This is a genomic window from Pukyongia salina, from assembly GCF_002966125.1.
GTDB lineage: Bacteria > Bacteroidota > Bacteroidia > Flavobacteriales > Flavobacteriaceae > Pukyongia > Pukyongia salina.
On record NZ_CP027062.1, the window covers coordinates 1800041 to 1816407 of the forward strand.

Below are 16367 nucleotides of genomic sequence, written 5' to 3' on the forward strand. Positions count from 1 at the left end.
TACCCAGATCTATTTTCATTTTAGTGAGGCGTTTATTTCTCAATATATTCGGGGCAATCTATACGGATGTCTTCATTAAGTAATTCTACTTCCAACAAATTACAGTAGTCAATTTCATTGTTATTTTCATAGAATGTACAGCCAAAACACGTTCGCTGAACAGACAGAACACCCACGCGATTCAATTTGTAGATCAATTGACTTAATGTGCGAAATAAGCTCTGTAATTCTACAGGTGATAACCTATCCACCTGAGTTTTTAAAGGATCTGAAAAATCGTACGTTTTAGAAACTAATTCGATTCCCAGATCGGATAAAATAATGGTATAGCTACGACTATCTGCAGATGAAAAGTCCTTTAAGATGAATCCTTTTTTATCTAAAATTCTAACGGCATCACTAACGGTTGGTTTTGTAACGTTAAACTCTTTGGCAAGATGACTTACGTTGCATAATTCTCTTTTGTGAAAGGCTAAGAAAATAAGGATCTGAATTTGTATAGGACTTAAACCAACCTGTTTTGCTTTATCCCATAAAAGGATCTTAAACACCTCCGAAATACGTTCCAGACCGGCAACGATCTTACTCGAGATATCCTTTTGTTGTTGTTCGGGATTAAAGGTGCTTTCTTCCATAAAAAAGCCTGTCCAATTTGGTTTGACTGGCTAAGTTAGTAATCCTAATTAAATTATGTACAATTTTCCATTTCAATAATGGCAAATCCATACTGTCTAATAGATTGCATTATATTTTCATCGGCATGTTCAAAGTGACAGAATTTACATTCCCTGGCCGTTATTTCTCCTGATATCTGGTGTTAAGAGTTAGGACTCTTAGATAAATAGGAGTCCTAACTAAATGAATTAAAAAATTATCCTTTTACGTCTTCCATGGATGCGCCAAAGTTGATGTGGAGGGCATTACCATTTGGTGTTACCAGGGCAGGAACCGATTTTACACCTGCTTCTTCGGCTTCTTTTATTCGCGCTCTGTTTTCCCCGATGTTGACTACTTCAACATTTTCGGTCCCAATTAAATTAAGGATGTCATTTTCGGCACTTACACATACGGGACATCCCGCGTGATAAAAAATTGATTTACTCATTTCTTGAAGTTTTAAAAGTATTATGCACTATTGCGATTCAAATATAGTAAGGAATCCTAACAAAATAAAATATTTCTGAATTTTATTCTAATTCCTGCTAGTTAGCGCTTGTACAAACGATGATAAGGAAGCCGATTTAAATAATAAGGTAGGTTAGCAATGAGGTTACTTGGTGATGGAGCTTGGACCTCAGTTAAGGTTCACCCTGCGCTGTAATTGGAAAATGACTTTATTCTGAAATTATTATTACCTCACCCTCAACAGAACATGAAGCTTTTACCGTATTAAAGATCGTACCAAATTTTTCGATATTCTTCCTTAGCAGATCAATATTTATAGTGTCATCCAAACTGTAAATTCTCAATTCATATTGTAACTCGTCCATTCTGGGAGGTTTCTCCAGGCGTGTGGCGTGAACTACTAATTCGGCCTTAGTGTAGCTAAAATTCATGAAGTGCGAAAAACGTTCCACATTCTTTAGTATACAGGCCGAGAATGAACCCAGGAATAATTCGGCGGGATTGGGTAATTGCTCTTCCGCTTGAGACGTGATCCCAAATGCTATATCCGAATCCTTAATTTTTACAGAAGCGTTACTATTTGAGATGGAGCTTGCTTTGATACTATACTGCATAAAACGATATTTTATGGTCTTTGTAATTGTCTTGGCTGAAGATGATTTTTATTCTGTGAATAACTGTATTTCTAAAATAATATCCTTGTCTACCAAAGTCTTATCCACCCAACTTCCTTCGTATCCAATATTCCATTGAAAGCGATCGATGGTGAAACCAGTTTTAAAAGTTTTTTCTTTATAGTTTGCGGCAAAACTAATGTTCCGTGTAATGTCTTTGAGGGTTAGATTTCCGGATATGAAGAGGCTGTCGTTTGTTTTATATTGAATGCTGGTAATTTCGAATTTTGAAACGGGGTAGGTTGCCGTATCAAAAAAATCCGCGCTTTTCATATGATCATTAAATCGTCGTCTGGGGACGGGTTCATGAGTCGGAATATCTGTAACTTCAATGGAGTTCATATTGGCTATAAAATACCCCCCTGTTAATAGGCTATTCGTGATTGTGAAGAATCCATCTTCTAACTCGATCTGGCCCTCATGCTTTCCCAGACCTTTCATTTTGGTGCCTTTCCAACGTATGATCGATCGGGACATATCTATTCTTAGAGTATCACTATCAATCTGAACATCCGTAGGCGATGACTCTGTAACAGTAGCTTGCTGAAGTTCTGTTGTGCGCTTCCCATTACATGAGGAAAGTACAAGGAGCAACAAGAGTAAGAAAGAGACATTATTCATAACCCGGAATGTTTTTGCCTAAAATGATATCTCTAGTTCCAATCAAAAGATCTCCTTCTTTCCGAAAAGTTAGAACCCCAGAAGTTCCTCCTCTAGGCGACTTTGGATTTATTTCCTTACCGGTTAACAGACTGTCTGCTTCAAAATAACAGCTTTCCAGATAATAATATTTGCCGTTAGGTTCTAAAACCTCATAATGAATATGTGCCGGTTCGGACCGACTGGGATATGGAGCGGGTAAAATGGTGTAGAAGGAATATCTTCCATCCTTGTTTGTCTTCAGCCAGCTACGATTGTAGCCATGATTCCTTGCCCAACCTTTGGCGTCTGCCGCAGGAGTATACAAGCCTTCCAGATCGGTGTGGTGAATGTATAGGATTACATTATTGGCGGGTGTCTTTCCATCCGTCTCGTATATGGTTCCTTCAACTTTTATTTTTTTGCCCTTTTTGTTGAAGTCGGGTAGCGTATCTGTGTTGGTTAGTTTTGTATCACCATATTCGAATATAGCTTCACATCCTTCGCAGGGAGCACCAACAAGTTTAGGCTTTATTTTTTGCTGAGCATTGGAACAGGACGACAATAAAACAGTGAAGAGTAAGACCGATAAAAAAGTTCTCATATAAAGATCAAATTATTATTTCCGATAAATAAACCTAAAGGAATACTGCTGTCCAAACAAAATAGGCTAAAATGAGTACTTATTGGTCTGTCTGGGGCACTTTTTAAGCAGACCTGAAGAAGGAATTGAAATTGCGACTTACTCTTAGCATGTCGTTATTTTTCATCAGGACATCATAATCTCCATTCTTTCTCGATTGATAAGATTGTATCTGGTCCAGATTAATGATAGTGCTTTTATGTATTTGTTTAAATGTACCGCTGGGCAATTTCTCCATTATCTCTCTCAAGGTACTGTTGTATAGAAACTTCTTTTTCCTGGTGACGATGGCAACATAAGGCCGTTCAGATTTTACATACAAGATCTCTTCGGGTGAAAGTAGTTTAATCTGATTTCTGTGGGTTACTCTTATCTTCTTCAAATTCTCCCCAATTTCTTTGGTAGGTTTTATGAAATTCAGAAAAAAGAAAGTTACTAACCCATAAATAGCAAGGCAAGTGAGCCCGTGATCTAACAAAGTTTCTGCAAAAACAGCGCCCGGGTTGAAAGTATGGTTAAAGAAGATTGCTGATACCGAAAATACCAGTAATGCAAATGCCGAAATATGTAAAAAACCAGAAACTATTGGGAGAACTATTTTATTTAGTGGGTAATTTCCCTTTAATACCCGGTAATTTAAAACTATGAAAGGGATGAACAGCAACCAGAACGAACCGAAAAGTAATGATTCTGAAAAGTAAAAATCATAATCGGCAACTACAGCATGCAGCATATCCTTGCCAAGGATAAGCAAAATACTTCCGAAGAGAAAAAGAAGAATAAACCGTTCTCTACTAATTCCTCCTATTGGGATAATTCTCAAAGCCTTCATTTATATTTCACGTTAGGGTCTAAAATAGTATACTTATCGACTCTAAAGTTAAGCATTTTCGAATAGGATGGTGAAGGTAACAGCTGTTCACGCGATATAAAGGAAGTGGATTTATGTTGTTATAAATAAATTGAGATTATTGGGAGATCGTTAAGCCGTATGTCCGGCTATTTTTCGAAATCTTCCGGGCTTAATCCATTGTTAAATTTAATGTTGGTCCAACTAACTTCGATCCAGGGGTCGTTCGTAACAAGAGCATCCCAATTGGATTTTTTATACTTCCGTTTGGTAGGTATTAAAAGATCCTCAATTTGCTCATATTCAAGTTGCATTAAAAAGGGCGTTTCGATCACGCCAAAATCGGCTACGGTAAATAAAAACTGGTCTACCAGGCCACTTTCTTCATTTATATAAAGCTGATAGATATCTGTTGGCTTGTTGTTTTTAGACTCGAACGAAATGCTAACTATGTCGTAGGTTTTAGGTCCGATAGTTTTTTTATCGAGGTATTCGTAATTCAAGCCGGGGTCCAATAACTTCTGAAACATGGTAAACCAATAGAAATTGGTAGGTCTGGCAAACGCAACCCGTTTTAGTGCTGTAGTGTCGGTTATTGTTTCACCATTTAGTTTCAGCCAGAATTCTTGGCCGTTAAAACCTTGTTCCATGGTTCCCTCTAGATGCGGCAGGGTTCGCTGGTGTTGCTTGTACTCACCATAAGATAATTCACCATCGAAGATGTATTTTTCGGTGGATACATCTGTCTTCCCGTCGGGTACGCGATAGGTGTAGGTATACACCACATCCTTTTTATTTCTAAGGGTTTGGTAGTCTCCTACTTTCTGAACCAGCTTATGGATGAGCTCATGACCTTTATTTTGAAATGTGATCGCGGGTTCGCTAAGGGTTTTAGTCGCTTTTAATTCTTTTTCTGAAGGGTTTTTACAACTTGTTAAAAGCAACAATAGACCCGATGCTATGGCAATAGTTTTATATTTCATCTGTATAGTTTATTGGAGTTAGATTTTTATTTTTTCAACTGAATCATTATTGTCTCTGGTAAAATAGAGGAGTAGGAATAAGAATCCAATATAGGTGGCCTGTAAACCTACCAGATCCCATTTCTGTGCGAATGAGCTTCCTATAACCAGGATATTCATTAATGCTATTGTGATTACCAGGGTTTCTCTGGTTTTAATATTGAGAATTAAAAGTAAGCCAACGATAATCTCGGCGAAGGGAATACCATAGGCTAATTGGGTAACCAAAAACTGAGGCAATGGCGTATCTCGCATGGTGTTTTGCATGCTATCAACAAAGGAGTCGAGGTGGGGGATTCGCACTATGCCGTGAAAGAAATAATTTATTCCGAATGAGATACGGAATAAATGTAGCGCGAGCGCTTTATTACTTAGATTATTAAACATTGTTTAGATTATAATATTTCTTAATAAAATGTATGGAAAGAAGGTGCTGGAAGTAAGCTCCAGCACCTTTCTTGATCACTAATCCCAGGCATATTTCTCAAATGCCTTATCCATAGGTGTTTCAGCAATATGGTTTGTGTAATTACTAATTGTTTTTTGAGCTATGCCCAGAATGATCTCTAACAATTGTCTTTGGGTAAATCCCGCATCATAAAACACTTGAATTTCGTCCTTCGATATATTCCCCCGATTTCTAACCACAGATAGGGTGGTATCTCGCAACACTTCGAGTTTGGATGAGGGTAGTTCGGTTTTATTTCGCAGTGCATCTGTAATAGCATCGTCTACCTTCATAGCTTTTGCAATAGCAGTGTGTGCCGGAACACAATAATGACATTGGTGTTCAACATTAATCGACTGCCAAACGACGGTTAATTCGTCATTGTTAAAGGAAGAGTTTACAAATAACTGATGGATATTCTGATAGGCTTCCAACAACCCTGGGGCGCCTGCTAATGCCGCATGTAGATTGGGGATGTAGCCAAACGCCTTTTTTGACTTTTCAAGTAAGGCCTTACTTTCTTCAGGGGCTGTCTCTATTGTGTGGATTTTCAATGGAGTATTCGCTTCAATTGTACTCATAGCTTAGATTTTTTATGTTAATAATATTATATCTAACCAATTGGTTAGATATAGTTAAAAAAAATATTAAAGGTTAATAAATATGTTCTGTATATAATTGTCTAATTGTGTTTTGGTAAAAATTCGTGTGGCCGAGGATAACCCAAACATCGAAATAATTAAATAGTCTGCTTGTTGTTCAACGGTTACTTGATCTTTAGTAGTATCTTGTTTCAATACCAAGGCGAAAACAGATCTCACATTCTCGGTAAAACTAAACAAGGCTTCTTTGATCGAGTCATCCGCATCCTGTGAGATTTCGTTGGCGGTATTGGTGATCAGGCATCCTTTACCAATTTCATTTTCCTTTGAAAATTCGATAAAATCGTAGAAATATTCCTTGATGCCGTTTATACCCTTATTAGAATCTTTTAAGGTATTTAGGAGCACATTTAATTTCTGTTTGTAACATTTTAAACTTTCCAGAAAAACTCCGTTTTTATTGCCAAAGCTAGAATAGATGGAGAATTTGTTAATTCCCATTTCTTTTTCAAGCATCTGCATAGAAGTGGCCTCGTACCCGTGATGCCAAAACGCATTCATAGCTTTCTCAATCACTTCCTGCTCGTTATATTTCTTTGTTCTTGGCATTGTGAATTAAATTCAACACAAAACTAAACAAACGTTTAGAAATATTCTTAAGTTTAACACTTATTTAATTTTTGCTCATTTAATTTTCCGTGAAAATTCCACCTCAATAATTTAAACTAATGGAATAGAGAAGATCTTTTTGGATAATTTTTAAATCGAAGGTTAGAGTATATAAGAGGCCTCATAACAGCTCAGGACCCGGCTAGGGCTTACGATAGATCCCAAATACAAAATCTGAAGCATGATTGGCTAAATATTCATCTTCTAATAGAAAAAGTTCGTCCAATACCTTACTTTTTTCCGAATCTAATTCGACGAAATGGTGTGAGATATCCTTTAATGCACTCATCAAAATATTCCCACCATAGGGTCTTTCCAGGACAGTTTCAAAATTTGAGTGTATAGCGGGTAAGATGCTGGCAGAATCAATACATTCGGAAGGATCTGCGATTATCATTCTAAAAATACCCGATCCGTAGTATCTGCGTTTTAATAAATTAGACTTGTATCGGGTTCGGTACTTTTTGGGGATGATTCGCAAAGCTTCGTTGATCTTTGCAATTTGATGTTTTGGGAATTGCAAGCGGGTTGCTCCTACAAATTCATTTATAACCAGTAAACCATTTGATTTTAAACTGTCCTTAATTGTGGTTTTTACGAAATTCTCAATTTGGTCGAAATGATGTAAAGACGCATGAAAGAAAACCACATCAAAATACTCTTTGGGTATTTCATAATTGTTAATGTCTGCACAGATAAATTTTATATTTTTTAAATTGAGGTCATGTGCCTTAGCTTCGGCTTCTAACAATCTGTTCTTGGCAATATCAATACAGATAATTTCTTCAAAATTATCGTATTTGGCCAGTTCGATCTCATGATGACTGGCTCCGCTTCCTAGAGATATCAATTTAAGCCCGGTTTTGTTTTGCAGATAATTGGTTACAAAAAACTCTTTGTAATCCATATCTGCGTTTCCTGTGGTCAATTCATTCCAGCGCTCTATCACTTTTGGTACAATCCACCAATCTGCACTTTTATAATCTAATTGATCGAATGTTTTCTCGGTGCGTTTTAAGCCGAAGATGTTTAGTTTTGATAAGAGAAACCCAACTCCTCTTTGTTTGGATTTATGTAAGATGTCGGTTATGTCGTCTACTGTTAAGTATCTCTTCATAATTTTTATTTCACGCCAAATTTAAGTGCTTTTTTCCCGACATCCGGTTGTGGCTAATAACAAGGTAAATTAGAAGGTTCGAATTTAGTGGTAAATTCTGCAATAACCGTATACTCTTTAAAAGATTTTCGTACGCTTTAAACTCCAGATTTTGTAAAGGTTTGTTCCGAAATTACACGTGGTTTAAGAGATTTACGGTTCGTAAATTGAAATATTATTAACACCGCCTAATAGGGATGTAATTTCGGGCAGGTGAGTAAATTCAATTCGATCTTTTATACTTTTTCGAATTTGCCGCTATTAACAAGTAGGGGACACCAATGATCATCGAAGCCCAGAAGAAATAATCCAGGAGATGTGGAATGTCGGTTATTTTTTCAATAAAGTATCCCAAAAAGATCATCGTTGCCATCCCGAACATCACATTTCGAAACAGCGTTGAAATCCCCTCAATATCGTATTTCACTTTTTCTTCCTTCGGTAGTGTATTATACCCGGCAATAAGGAAATACAACTTTCCATATTTTATTAAAATTCCAAGGACTATAAAAATAAATGCTGCTACAATCATCTTTATGTATTTCAATTAAAATTAATAAATTTTGGTAATTGAAGTCAAGAGTTTTTACGATGTGGTTACTAGTTGTGAAGCAAGTTTTTGTCCACTCTATAGGATTTCATCGTAGGAGTTGCTAAAAGCACAAAACCGTCATCAGCTATCCTAAAAACCTTTATTGGCTGAATTTATGTTTTAATAATTCTTCCTGTACGACCAGATGTCCTCCTCCTACTAGTACAAAAACCTTATTATATGTTTCTGAAGCACTTACAATTTTATCGATCATATACAAGTTTCTAAACTCATCCGACGCCCGATTTACTTCGTTGAGTTTAGTGAGATACTTATTCGGATAGTAAATGTCTGGATCAAATTTTCTCCACTCCAATTTTCTTTCCAGTTGTTCTTGGTATACTTGCTTCCAATGGGTAAATTCCAGCTGGTATTTATTGAGAGGTAATCCCTTGTCCTTTAACATCCGAAAAAAATAATTCATATTCTGAACGAATTGTTCATCGGTAGTGCCATACGCTTTCGCCAATCTTAGTTGATTATCGATTTGACGGCACATATACATCAAAACAACCCAGTTGAGCTCGAATTTATTCAGTAAATAGGCGTATTCTAACTCTTCTTCAGGTTCTATCGATTCAAAAGGAATATTGTTTTCTTTGGCCAAGTGTATAATAAATCCAGGCTCTCCAGACTGCGCGATGGTACTATCTCTATCTTTAAATATAGGCCAATTACTGCCACCTTCATGCAATATAAAAGTTGGATCGAATTGAGTGAATCGCTTTTCAATTAGTGTAAACAATGAGTCGTTTACCGAATTAGAATGATAGGTGCCGAAATATAAAACCTCCCGGTTGGCTGAGTTCAGGTGAAGTATTTTCGGTAAATTAAAATTATCAATTTCCGAAAACTCTTTATACGACATTAATTTAGGAGAAGAGCATCCTAATAATAGTATGGTCAAAATTAAGTAGTAATATCTGGCAACTCTAAGTTTCAATGAAGGGTAATTGGTTTCATAAAGGACGAAAAGATTTTAATTTGGTTACCTTAAATATAGGATTTTAAATAAAGGATGGAACGGGAAGTGAAAAAGGACGACTATAACTTACTGCTGCTTCACCTATAATTGGATCTCGCCTTCCCCTTCAATATTGTAATACGAAATGATCTCCCTAATTCTATTGCCATCAGTTTTATACCATTCGCTTACGTCCAGCGAAAAATCACCCCGTTTCCCGGTATAACGAACACATGCGGTTGTTTCACCGTACAAGGCGTCGTGAATTTTGAAGGTATGTCCTAAAAATTTATTCTCATTGGCTGCTACCAGGGCTAAATAAGCGTCTTTACCGGCTATTGTCCCATACGGACTCGTATGCTTAAAATCATCTGTAACCGGGATGTCTTTATAGTTGCCTGTTTCCCAGGATTCAAACCATTTTGCGATTAGTTTCTCTGTGTCCTCCATCTTATTTGCATCCAACTAAACTTTGGTGTCAATCTAAAGGTATTTAAATTTTATACTAAAGAAAAACGCCTGTCTATAAAACAGGCGCTTTCAAAGGTTTGAACCTATATAATATCTTTTCTTTTTCATCCACGGGATTTTCGCATACCTTTTCCCATTCCCTGGCCGTTACCCTTACCTTTCATAGAATGATTTCCCTGGCAATTCCCGGAGCAGCTTTCGGTACAATTTCCCATACCTTTTTTCATTTGCTGGTTCATGTGGGCTTCAAACCATACCGGCTGTTCGATCTCATAATCGTACATATACTCAGAGATCAGCCTGATGGCGTCTTCCGGGTATATTTGTTTTGGCATTACACCAAATCGCTGGACTGCGCCAAACATTTTTGCATTAGCTTCAGTGGGTTCATCAAGCCAGGCCAGCATTTCTGTTGTAAATTCTTCCTTGGTGGTACCTTCAGTAATATAATGTTTCTTTATCGCGATCATTGGCGGGCCAATTCTGTCCACCTCGGCCGTTGTAGCATCATGGCAAGCATAGCAATATTGTTCCATTAAGGCCTTGCCTGGGTGTTCAGGTTCGGAAACCGAAATCATTGTTGGGCTCAACACTGCCTGGTAGGGTTCGTTTGGGGTTGAATTACAACCCATCAATAGTAGTAATGCAGATAGAAATGCGAGTGTTTTCATAATTGTGTGTTTAGTTCCACTTCATATAACCACCTTTTAGGTCGTAGATCTCTGTGAAACCCAATTTAACCAGTTGTGCTGCAGCGCCTCTGCTTCTGGATCCGGATCGGCAATAAATATACACGGCTTTGTTCTTGTCCAGTTTTGCAACTTTTTCAGCAAAGACCTGAGGTTGGAAATAATCGATATTCACGGCGTTGGGGATATGTCCTGCCCGGTATTCGTTTGGGGTTCGAACATCCACTAATTGTACTTTTCCCTTGGAGATCGCTGCTTTGTACTCGGAGGTGTTTAAAATTCGAATACTGTTTGAACTTGACCCTGCAGCAGTACCTAAGAGTGATTTAAAAAACATAAGTAATTTATTTTTGGTGTGTTTACAAATTATTAATGAAGCAGCCGTATTTCAGGCTGCTTCATTAAACCTAACATAAAAACCCTTCTACACCAGCTCCTTTTTAGCCAGGTAGAAGTCAACTTTCTCTACTGTATCATCGTTGATCCGATCTTCCATTTCAGCAAGAGTCTTTGGTGGCGGTACGATTACCTTGTCACCTCTTTTCCAGTTTAGCGGTAAAGCCACTTTATAATCATCAGATATCTGAAGGGCTTCAAGGGCTCTTAAGATCTCTTCCATATTTCTTCCCACATTAAGCGGGTAGTACATGATAAGTCTTATCTTTTTAGTTGGATCTATAAAGAAAACGGCTCTTACTGCTGCGGTCTCACTTTCGTTTGGTTGCAGCATTCCATAGAGCTTGGCAACTTTCATATCGATGTCTGCTATGATCGGGAAATCGAAGTAAACCCCTGTATTTTTTCTCACATTGTTCACCCATGCCAGATGAGCATGTATACTATCAATACTTAAGCCAAGCAATTCGGTGTTCATTGCCTCGAATTCCTTCTGATGTTCGGCAAAACCACTCATCTCGGTAGTGCAAACCGGTGTAAAATCGGCCGGATGTGAGAACATCACTATCCACTTGTCTTTGGCATATTCGGATAGTTTTATCTTTCCTTTGGTAGTCACTGCTTCAAAATCGGGAGCATTATCCCCTATTCGCGGCATGCTAAATTGTTGATTCTCTTCAGTTGTCATAATTTCATTCTTTAAATTCATTATAAAATTATAGCTTCCCTATGTCCTGTACAGTAACTTATGTTACATAATGAAAAGAAAAGAGCGGGCAATCCTGCTCCGCTCTTCCTTGTTGTGTCCTATAAAATGAAACAAAAATCAAACAACTTATAGCATAGTAGTTGGACACACATAATCGGTCAATGGAAGGCCCGATTTTTTCATTGCATCTACTCCTCCGGCTATATCGATGACATTGTGAATCCCGCGACTCTTTAAAATGGAAGCCGCGATCACACTTCGGTAACCTCCCTGGCAATGGAGATAGAAATTTTCTTCTGAAGGAAATTGAGGTAAATAGTCGTTAAAATAGTCTAAGGGAGTATTTACAGCACCCTCGAAGTGTTCGGCGTTATACTCACTTGCTTTCCGAACATCAAAAACCTTAGCGTCCGGCTTCATCACATACTGCTTTTTAAATTCCTGTACCGTAACCGAAGTAAGGGTGTCGAATTCTTTCGAAGCTCCCTTCCATGCCTCGAATCCGCCTTTGAGGTATCCCAGCGTATGGTCGAAACCAACTCTGGATAAGCGGGTAATTACTTCATCCTCTTTTCCTTCCGGAACCACCAGGAGGATAGGTTGTTTCACATCTGTGATGAGTGCACCGGCCCAGGGAGCAAAGTTTCCGTCCAGGCCAATGTATATCGACCGCGGAATATGTCCGCTTGTAAACTCATCTCGCGTGCGTACATCAAGGATAACGGCTCCCGTTTCTTCGGCTGCAGCTTCAAATTCATGTGGGTCTAAAGGACGGATAGCTCGTTTTTTTATACTATCAAGACTTTCATATCCTTTTATATTCATTAGCACGTTCTGAGGGAAATATCCCGGAGGAGGGGTAAGTCCGCTTAGTAATTCTTCTACAAATTCTTCTTTGGTCATATCGGCTCTTAATGCATAGTTTACCTGTTTCTGATGTCCCAAAGTATCGGTAGTTTCCTTGCTCATCATTTTTCCACAAGCCGAGCCAGCTCCGTGATTGGGGTAAACGATCAGGTCGTCGCTAAGGGGCATGATCTTGTTGCGCAGGGAATCGTACAGGTGTCTTGCTAGTTTTTCTTCAGTAAGATCTGAAACCACATGCTGGGCAAGATCGGGCCTGCCCACGTCACCTATAAACAGTGTATCTCCGGTAATGATACCATGCTCCTTCCCGTTCTCGTCTATTAGAAGATAAGTGGTGCTTTCCATGGTATGCCCTGGTGTATGGATTACCTTCACCTTATAATCACCAACATTAAAAACCTGGTTATCTTCGGCTATGATGGCCTCATAATTTGGTTTGGCCGTAGGTCCAAAAACTATGCGGGCTCCCGTTTTGGTTTTCAAATCCAGATGGCCACTTACAAAATCGGCATGAAAATGCGTTTCGAAAACATATTTGATCTTAGCATTATCTTTTTCGGCCCTGGCCAGGTAAGGCCCTACTTCCCGAAGCGGATCGAAAATGGCTGCTTCTCCTTTACTTTCCAGGTAGTAGGCGGCATGCGCCAAACATCCTGTATATATTTGTTCTACTTTCATCTTTATCAAAATTTTTAATTGTTGAGGATAAAAGTAAAACCTTGCAGCGTGCTACACAGTAACTTAGGTTACATAAGGATCAATGGGTAAATTCCTTGATGATGATATAAATCGCCATCAGCAAAACAAACCATCCAAACCCTTTCTTTAGTTTGCTTCCATCAATGAATTTGTTCAGCCATACCCCGATAAAGATCCCTGCAATAGAAACTGCGGTGAATGACAATAGAAAATTCCATTCGATACTCATGGTCTCTATGTCGCCAATAAAGCCTATCAGCGATTTAATAGCAATAATGAGCAGGGAAGTGGCTACCGCCTTTTTCATGGGTAGCTTGGCCAATAAAACCAGGGCAGGAATGATTAGAAAACCCCCTCCCGCGCCAACCACGCCGGTAAGCAGGCCTACGATAAAACCTTCTATAAAGATAAGGGGGAAATTGAGCTTTACCGCTTGCCTTGGCTTATCCTCCTTATTATTGTTCCTTATCATGGAAAAGGAAGCAATAAGCATGATCAGGGCGAAAAAGACCATGATACCTGTATTCTTGCTCACTGTATATTCTCCAAGGGAAAATAGTGTATCAGGAATGGCGGGAACTATGAATTTCCGAGTGATATAAACTGCAATAAATGCCGGGATCGAAAAAACAATGGCGGTCTTGAAATCCACCAACCCCTTCTGTATGTTTCTAATAGCACCTACCAGAGCTGACACGCCTACAACGAAAAGAGAATAGGCTGTGGCCGTAACAGGGTTTACGTAAAGCAAGTACACAAAAACAGGCACCGTTAATATAGAACCTCCACCACCGATAAGACCCAGTACGATCCCAATGATCAAAGCTCCTATATATCCTGCAATTTCCGTGATAACGATATTAATTTAGAACTGAATGTTTTATCATATCGAAACAACCTCGATACTATTTCTGTGTAATTGTATTTTTCCTAGTTTTTCCAGTTTTTTCAATAACCTGGAAATAACCACTCTGGAAGTGTGAAGTTCGTAGGCGATTTCCTGATGCGTATTCTTTATAGTTTTACTACCAGTTATATGCACTTTTTCTTGAAGGTATTTTAACAATCTCTCATCCATTTTCAGAAAGGCAATGCTATCTATCGTCTTTAACATTTCCTCCAGCCTGTCGTGATAACTCTGAAAAACAAAATTTCGCCAGGTCTTGTATTTCCCGGTCCATTCTTCCATCTTTTGTATAGGGATCATGATCAGTCTGGTGTCGGTTTCGGCAATGGCCCGAATCTCACTTTTGGTTTGCCCCATACAGCAGGTCATAGACATGGCACAGGTTTCGCCTCTTTCGAGAAAATAAAGCAGGAGCTCGTCTCCATCGTCATCTTCCCTGATAATTTTGATAGCGCCAGAAACCAATAAAGGCATAGATCTTATATAATCACCTATTTCCATGAGCTTCTGGCCTGCTCTTACTTCTTTGATAGTTCCCACCTGGTTTATTTCCGAAAGCAATTCTTCCTCGAATAATCCTCCAAAATTTTCTTTTAATTCTGAGATCATAGAATGTAAAAATACTCACTTCCCGAAAGAACCTCGGTAACATTTGTTACAAATTTTTTAGATTTCATTATCTGTCAAATCAAGGGGGACAGATTATAATTGATGTATCTTTGTCGAAAATTAGTTATGAGTCATAAGGCCGGTTTTGTAAATATCATAGGGAATCCTAACGTGGGGAAAAGCACTCTGATGAATGCTTTTGTTGGCGAACGGTTGTCTATAATTACTAGCAAGGCACAAACTACGCGGCATCGTATACTAGGAATAGTGAACGGAGAAGACTTTCAGGTGATCCTAAGTGATACCCCGGGCATAATAAAACCTGCGTACGAATTACAGCAAAGTATGATGGATTTTGTGAAATCTGCTTTCGAGGATGCCGATGTTTTACTGTATATCGTCGAATTGGGGGAGAAAGAACTTAAAGACGAATCCTATTTCAGCAAAATAAAAAATTCTCCTATTCCTGTACTCTTACTAATAAATAAGATCGATAAAGGTGATGAGGAACAACTTGCAAAAGCACTGGAACTATGGCAGTCCCAATTGCCGAATGCTGAGATATTTGCAATTTCCGCCCTGGAGAATTTTGGGGTGGCAGAGGTCTTTCAGCGCATAATCGAGCTTTTACCCGAGTCTCCACCATTTTATCCAAAAGATCAGCTTACCGATAAGCCGGAACGATTCTTCGTGAACGAGATAATAAGGGAAAAGATACTACTGCATTACAAGAAGGAGATTCCCTATGCCGTGGAGATAGATACTGAAGAATTCTTTGAAGATGATAATATCATTAGGATTCGCTCTGTCATCATGGTGGAACGCGAAACTCAGAAAGGGATCATCATAGGGCACAAAGGCGCGGCGTTGAAAAGGGTAGGAGTGGAGGCACGAAAGGATCTGGAAGCTTTCTTCGGAAAACAAATTCACCTGGAAACCTATGTAAAGGTTAATAAGAACTGGCGAAGTAACAAGAACCAGCTGCGCAGGTTTGGGTATAATCAGGGATGATCGGTTGACGGTTGACGGTTGTGATATATATGAAATTTATTACTTACGCTCTGAAAAGATTTTCATACTCCTCATAAATCCAGGGTCTCTTTCATAAAATTATACAAAACATGCATCTCGTTCCTACCTGCAGTTTTGCCCATCCTTCCGGCGAAATACAAGGCGAACCAGGCAATTACCATTAGTCCCATAAGCAACAACTGTACTGCATAGGGTTCATCGAGAGAAGCCCTGGTGTATGCCCATATACCAAATCCCAGAAATAGGGTTGCTACCACAAAATGGAGAAACATAAACATGGTCCACACCGCAGGTTTAGGGCCAAATACTCCGTGTAATTGTGATCTGCCTTCTTCAAATGATACGATCTCCAGGTCTAGTTGTGGCGACCAAAAGTGTTGTTTCTCCTTCGGTATCTTCAGAAATACATGATCATCAACTCGGGTGATCACAACCTCTAGTGAAGTATTCTTAACAGTGTCGAAAGCAGCCAAAGCATCTTTATTAGTGCGTTCTAGCTCTATTTTAAAACGGGGCCGCAACACCACTTCATTAGTTAACGACATATTTTTTCGGAATAAAACTTTCAATCTAAATAAATTTAAAGAAACTAAAGCTGACAAAG

Annotated in this window: 23 protein-coding genes; 1 reads left to right on the top strand and 22 read right to left on the bottom strand. The window is 38.7% G+C overall.

The window, feature by feature from the left end:
* Positions 1-32: 32 nt before the first annotated feature.
* The 21 genes from C5O00_RS08080 to C5O00_RS08175 form a co-directional block, all read right to left on the bottom strand.
* Entirely contained in the window at positions 33-635 is a 603-nt protein-coding gene (locus C5O00_RS08080; RefSeq protein WP_105216375.1) for a MarR family winged helix-turn-helix transcriptional regulator, read from the bottom strand.
* Positions 636-688: 53 nt separating this feature from the next.
* Positions 689-811: a DUF2024 family protein gene (locus C5O00_RS14735; protein ID WP_158676881.1), complete on the bottom strand. Its 123-nt coding sequence runs from the start codon at positions 809-811 to the stop codon at positions 689-691.
* Positions 812-871: 60 nt separating this feature from the next.
* Positions 872-1105: a thioredoxin family protein gene (locus C5O00_RS08085; protein ID WP_105216376.1), complete on the bottom strand. Its 234-nt coding sequence runs from the start codon at positions 1103-1105 to the stop codon at positions 872-874.
* 229 nt (positions 1106-1334) lie between these two features.
* Positions 1335-1739, bottom strand: a complete 405-nt coding sequence (locus C5O00_RS08090; protein ID WP_105216377.1) for an OsmC family protein — start codon at positions 1737-1739, stop codon at positions 1335-1337.
* Between the two features lie 48 nt (positions 1740-1787).
* A complete protein-coding gene (locus C5O00_RS08095) occupies positions 1788-2420 on the bottom strand; it encodes a YceI family protein (protein WP_105216378.1) in 633 nt (210 codons plus the stop codon).
* Positions 2413-3042: a dioxygenase family protein gene (locus C5O00_RS08100; protein WP_105216379.1), complete on the bottom strand. Its 630-nt coding sequence runs from the start codon at positions 3040-3042 to the stop codon at positions 2413-2415. The genes C5O00_RS08095 and C5O00_RS08100 overlap by 8 nt, the downstream gene beginning before the upstream one ends.
* Positions 3043-3145: 103 nt before the next feature.
* Entirely contained in the window at positions 3146-3913 is a 768-nt protein-coding gene (locus C5O00_RS08105; protein ID WP_105216380.1) for a LytTR family DNA-binding domain-containing protein, read from the bottom strand.
* A gap of 167 nt (positions 3914-4080) precedes the next feature.
* Complete coding sequence (locus C5O00_RS08110) at positions 4081-4914, bottom strand: hypothetical protein (protein ID WP_105216381.1); 834 nt, start codon at positions 4912-4914, stop codon at positions 4081-4083.
* Between the two features lie 18 nt (positions 4915-4932).
* The gene (locus tag C5O00_RS08115) at positions 4933-5340 is read right to left on the bottom strand and encodes a DoxX family protein (RefSeq protein ID WP_105216382.1); all 408 of its coding nucleotides are present in this window, start codon (positions 5338-5340) and stop codon (positions 4933-4935) included.
* Between the two features lie 78 nt (positions 5341-5418).
* A complete protein-coding gene (locus C5O00_RS08120; protein ID WP_105216383.1) occupies positions 5419-5982 on the bottom strand; it encodes a carboxymuconolactone decarboxylase family protein in 564 nt (187 codons plus the stop codon).
* A 66-nt stretch (positions 5983-6048) separates the two neighbouring features.
* Positions 6049-6612, bottom strand: coding sequence for a TetR/AcrR family transcriptional regulator (locus C5O00_RS08125; RefSeq protein ID WP_105216384.1), 564 nt, complete (start codon positions 6610-6612; stop codon positions 6049-6051).
* Between the two features lie 202 nt (positions 6613-6814).
* Positions 6815-7789 (bottom strand): class I SAM-dependent methyltransferase, encoded by a 975-nt coding sequence (locus tag C5O00_RS08130; protein ID WP_105216385.1) that lies wholly within the window; start codon positions 7787-7789, stop codon positions 6815-6817.
* Positions 7790-8051: 262 nt separating this feature from the next.
* Positions 8052-8360 carry a DUF3784 domain-containing protein gene (locus C5O00_RS08135; RefSeq protein WP_105216386.1) on the bottom strand — a complete coding sequence of 103 codons (309 nt, stop codon included), beginning with the start codon at positions 8358-8360 and terminating at the stop codon, positions 8052-8054.
* 160 nt (positions 8361-8520) lie between these two features.
* Positions 8521-9288: a TraB/GumN family protein gene (locus C5O00_RS08140; protein WP_105216387.1), complete on the bottom strand. Its 768-nt coding sequence runs from the start codon at positions 9286-9288 to the stop codon at positions 8521-8523.
* A 198-nt stretch (positions 9289-9486) separates the two neighbouring features.
* Positions 9487-9834, bottom strand: coding sequence for a nuclear transport factor 2 family protein (locus tag C5O00_RS08145; protein WP_158676806.1), 348 nt, complete (start codon positions 9832-9834; stop codon positions 9487-9489).
* 125 nt (positions 9835-9959) lie between these two features.
* The gene (locus C5O00_RS08150) at positions 9960-10526 is read right to left on the bottom strand and encodes a beta/alpha barrel domain-containing protein (protein ID WP_158676807.1); all 567 of its coding nucleotides are present in this window, start codon (positions 10524-10526) and stop codon (positions 9960-9962) included.
* A 10-nt stretch (positions 10527-10536) separates the two neighbouring features.
* On the bottom strand, positions 10537-10881 hold the full coding sequence (locus C5O00_RS08155; RefSeq protein WP_105216390.1) for a rhodanese-like domain-containing protein: 345 nt from the start codon (positions 10879-10881) through the stop codon (positions 10537-10539).
* Between the two features lie 87 nt (positions 10882-10968).
* Positions 10969-11628, bottom strand: a complete 660-nt coding sequence (locus C5O00_RS08160) for a peroxiredoxin (protein ID WP_105217608.1) — start codon at positions 11626-11628, stop codon at positions 10969-10971.
* 147 nt (positions 11629-11775) lie between these two features.
* A complete protein-coding gene (locus tag C5O00_RS08165) occupies positions 11776-13194 on the bottom strand; it encodes an MBL fold metallo-hydrolase (protein WP_105216391.1) in 1419 nt (472 codons plus the stop codon).
* Between the two features lie 79 nt (positions 13195-13273).
* Entirely contained in the window at positions 13274-14074 is an 801-nt protein-coding gene (locus C5O00_RS08170) for a sulfite exporter TauE/SafE family protein (RefSeq protein WP_105216392.1), read from the bottom strand.
* Positions 14075-14098: 24 nt separating this feature from the next.
* Positions 14099-14731, bottom strand: a complete 633-nt coding sequence (locus C5O00_RS08175) for a Crp/Fnr family transcriptional regulator (RefSeq protein WP_105216393.1) — start codon at positions 14729-14731, stop codon at positions 14099-14101.
* Positions 14732-14857: 126 nt separating this feature from the next.
* Between C5O00_RS08175 and era the strand changes: the two genes are divergently transcribed.
* The gene (era, locus tag C5O00_RS08180) at positions 14858-15742 is read left to right on the top strand and encodes a GTPase Era (protein ID WP_105216394.1); all 885 of its coding nucleotides are present in this window, start codon (positions 14858-14860) and stop codon (positions 15740-15742) included.
* Between the two features lie 71 nt (positions 15743-15813).
* Here era and C5O00_RS08185 read toward each other — a convergent pair whose 3' ends face one another.
* On the bottom strand, positions 15814-16308 hold the full coding sequence (locus C5O00_RS08185) for a GTP-binding protein (protein WP_105216395.1): 495 nt from the start codon (positions 16306-16308) through the stop codon (positions 15814-15816).
* Positions 16309-16367 lie beyond the last annotated feature (59 nt).

Coding starts and splice junctions, on each gene's coding strand:
- C5O00_RS08150 (WP_158676807.1), bottom strand. CDS start 10,526: ATGAAAACACTCGCATTTCTATCTGCATTACTACTATTGATGGGTTGT.
- C5O00_RS08160 (WP_105217608.1), bottom strand. CDS start 11,628: ATGACAACTGAAGAGAATCAACAATTTAGCATGCCGCGAATAGGGGAT.
- C5O00_RS08155 (WP_105216390.1), bottom strand. CDS start 10,881: ATGTTTTTTAAATCACTCTTAGGTACTGCTGCAGGGTCAAGTTCAAAC.
- C5O00_RS08110 (WP_105216381.1), bottom strand. CDS start 4,914: ATGAAATATAAAACTATTGCCATAGCATCGGGTCTATTGTTGCTTTTA.
- C5O00_RS08105 (WP_105216380.1), bottom strand. CDS start 3,913: ATGAAGGCTTTGAGAATTATCCCAATAGGAGGAATTAGTAGAGAACGG.
- C5O00_RS08100 (WP_105216379.1), bottom strand. CDS start 3,042: ATGAGAACTTTTTTATCGGTCTTACTCTTCACTGTTTTATTGTCGTCC.
- C5O00_RS08185 (WP_105216395.1), bottom strand. CDS start 16,308: ATGTCGTTAACTAATGAAGTGGTGTTGCGGCCCCGTTTTAAAATAGAG.
- C5O00_RS08140 (WP_105216387.1), bottom strand. CDS start 9,288: ATGTCGTATAAAGAGTTTTCGGAAATTGATAATTTTAATTTACCGAAA.
- C5O00_RS08145 (WP_158676806.1), bottom strand. CDS start 9,834: ATGGAGGACACAGAGAAACTAATCGCAAAATGGTTTGAATCCTGGGAA.
- C5O00_RS08135 (WP_105216386.1), bottom strand. CDS start 8,360: ATGATTGTAGCAGCATTTATTTTTATAGTCCTTGGAATTTTAATAAAA.
- C5O00_RS08115 (WP_105216382.1), bottom strand. CDS start 5,340: ATGTTTAATAATCTAAGTAATAAAGCGCTCGCGCTACATTTATTCCGT.
- C5O00_RS08080 (WP_105216375.1), bottom strand. CDS start 635: ATGGAAGAAAGCACCTTTAATCCCGAACAACAACAAAAGGATATCTCG.
- C5O00_RS08095 (WP_105216378.1), bottom strand. CDS start 2,420: ATGAATAATGTCTCTTTCTTACTCTTGTTGCTCCTTGTACTTTCCTCA.
- C5O00_RS08175 (WP_105216393.1), bottom strand. CDS start 14,731: ATGATCTCAGAATTAAAAGAAAATTTTGGAGGATTATTCGAGGAAGAA.
- C5O00_RS08125 (WP_105216384.1), bottom strand. CDS start 6,612: ATGCCAAGAACAAAGAAATATAACGAGCAGGAAGTGATTGAGAAAGCT.
- era (WP_105216394.1), top strand. CDS start 14,858: ATGAGTCATAAGGCCGGTTTTGTAAATATCATAGGGAATCCTAACGTG.
- C5O00_RS08130 (WP_105216385.1), bottom strand. CDS start 7,789: ATGAAGAGATACTTAACAGTAGACGACATAACCGACATCTTACATAAA.
- C5O00_RS08090 (WP_105216377.1), bottom strand. CDS start 1,739: ATGCAGTATAGTATCAAAGCAAGCTCCATCTCAAATAGTAACGCTTCT.
- C5O00_RS08085 (WP_105216376.1), bottom strand. CDS start 1,105: ATGAGTAAATCAATTTTTTATCACGCGGGATGTCCCGTATGTGTAAGT.
- C5O00_RS08165 (WP_105216391.1), bottom strand. CDS start 13,194: ATGAAAGTAGAACAAATATATACAGGATGTTTGGCGCATGCCGCCTAC.
- C5O00_RS08120 (WP_105216383.1), bottom strand. CDS start 5,982: ATGAGTACAATTGAAGCGAATACTCCATTGAAAATCCACACAATAGAG.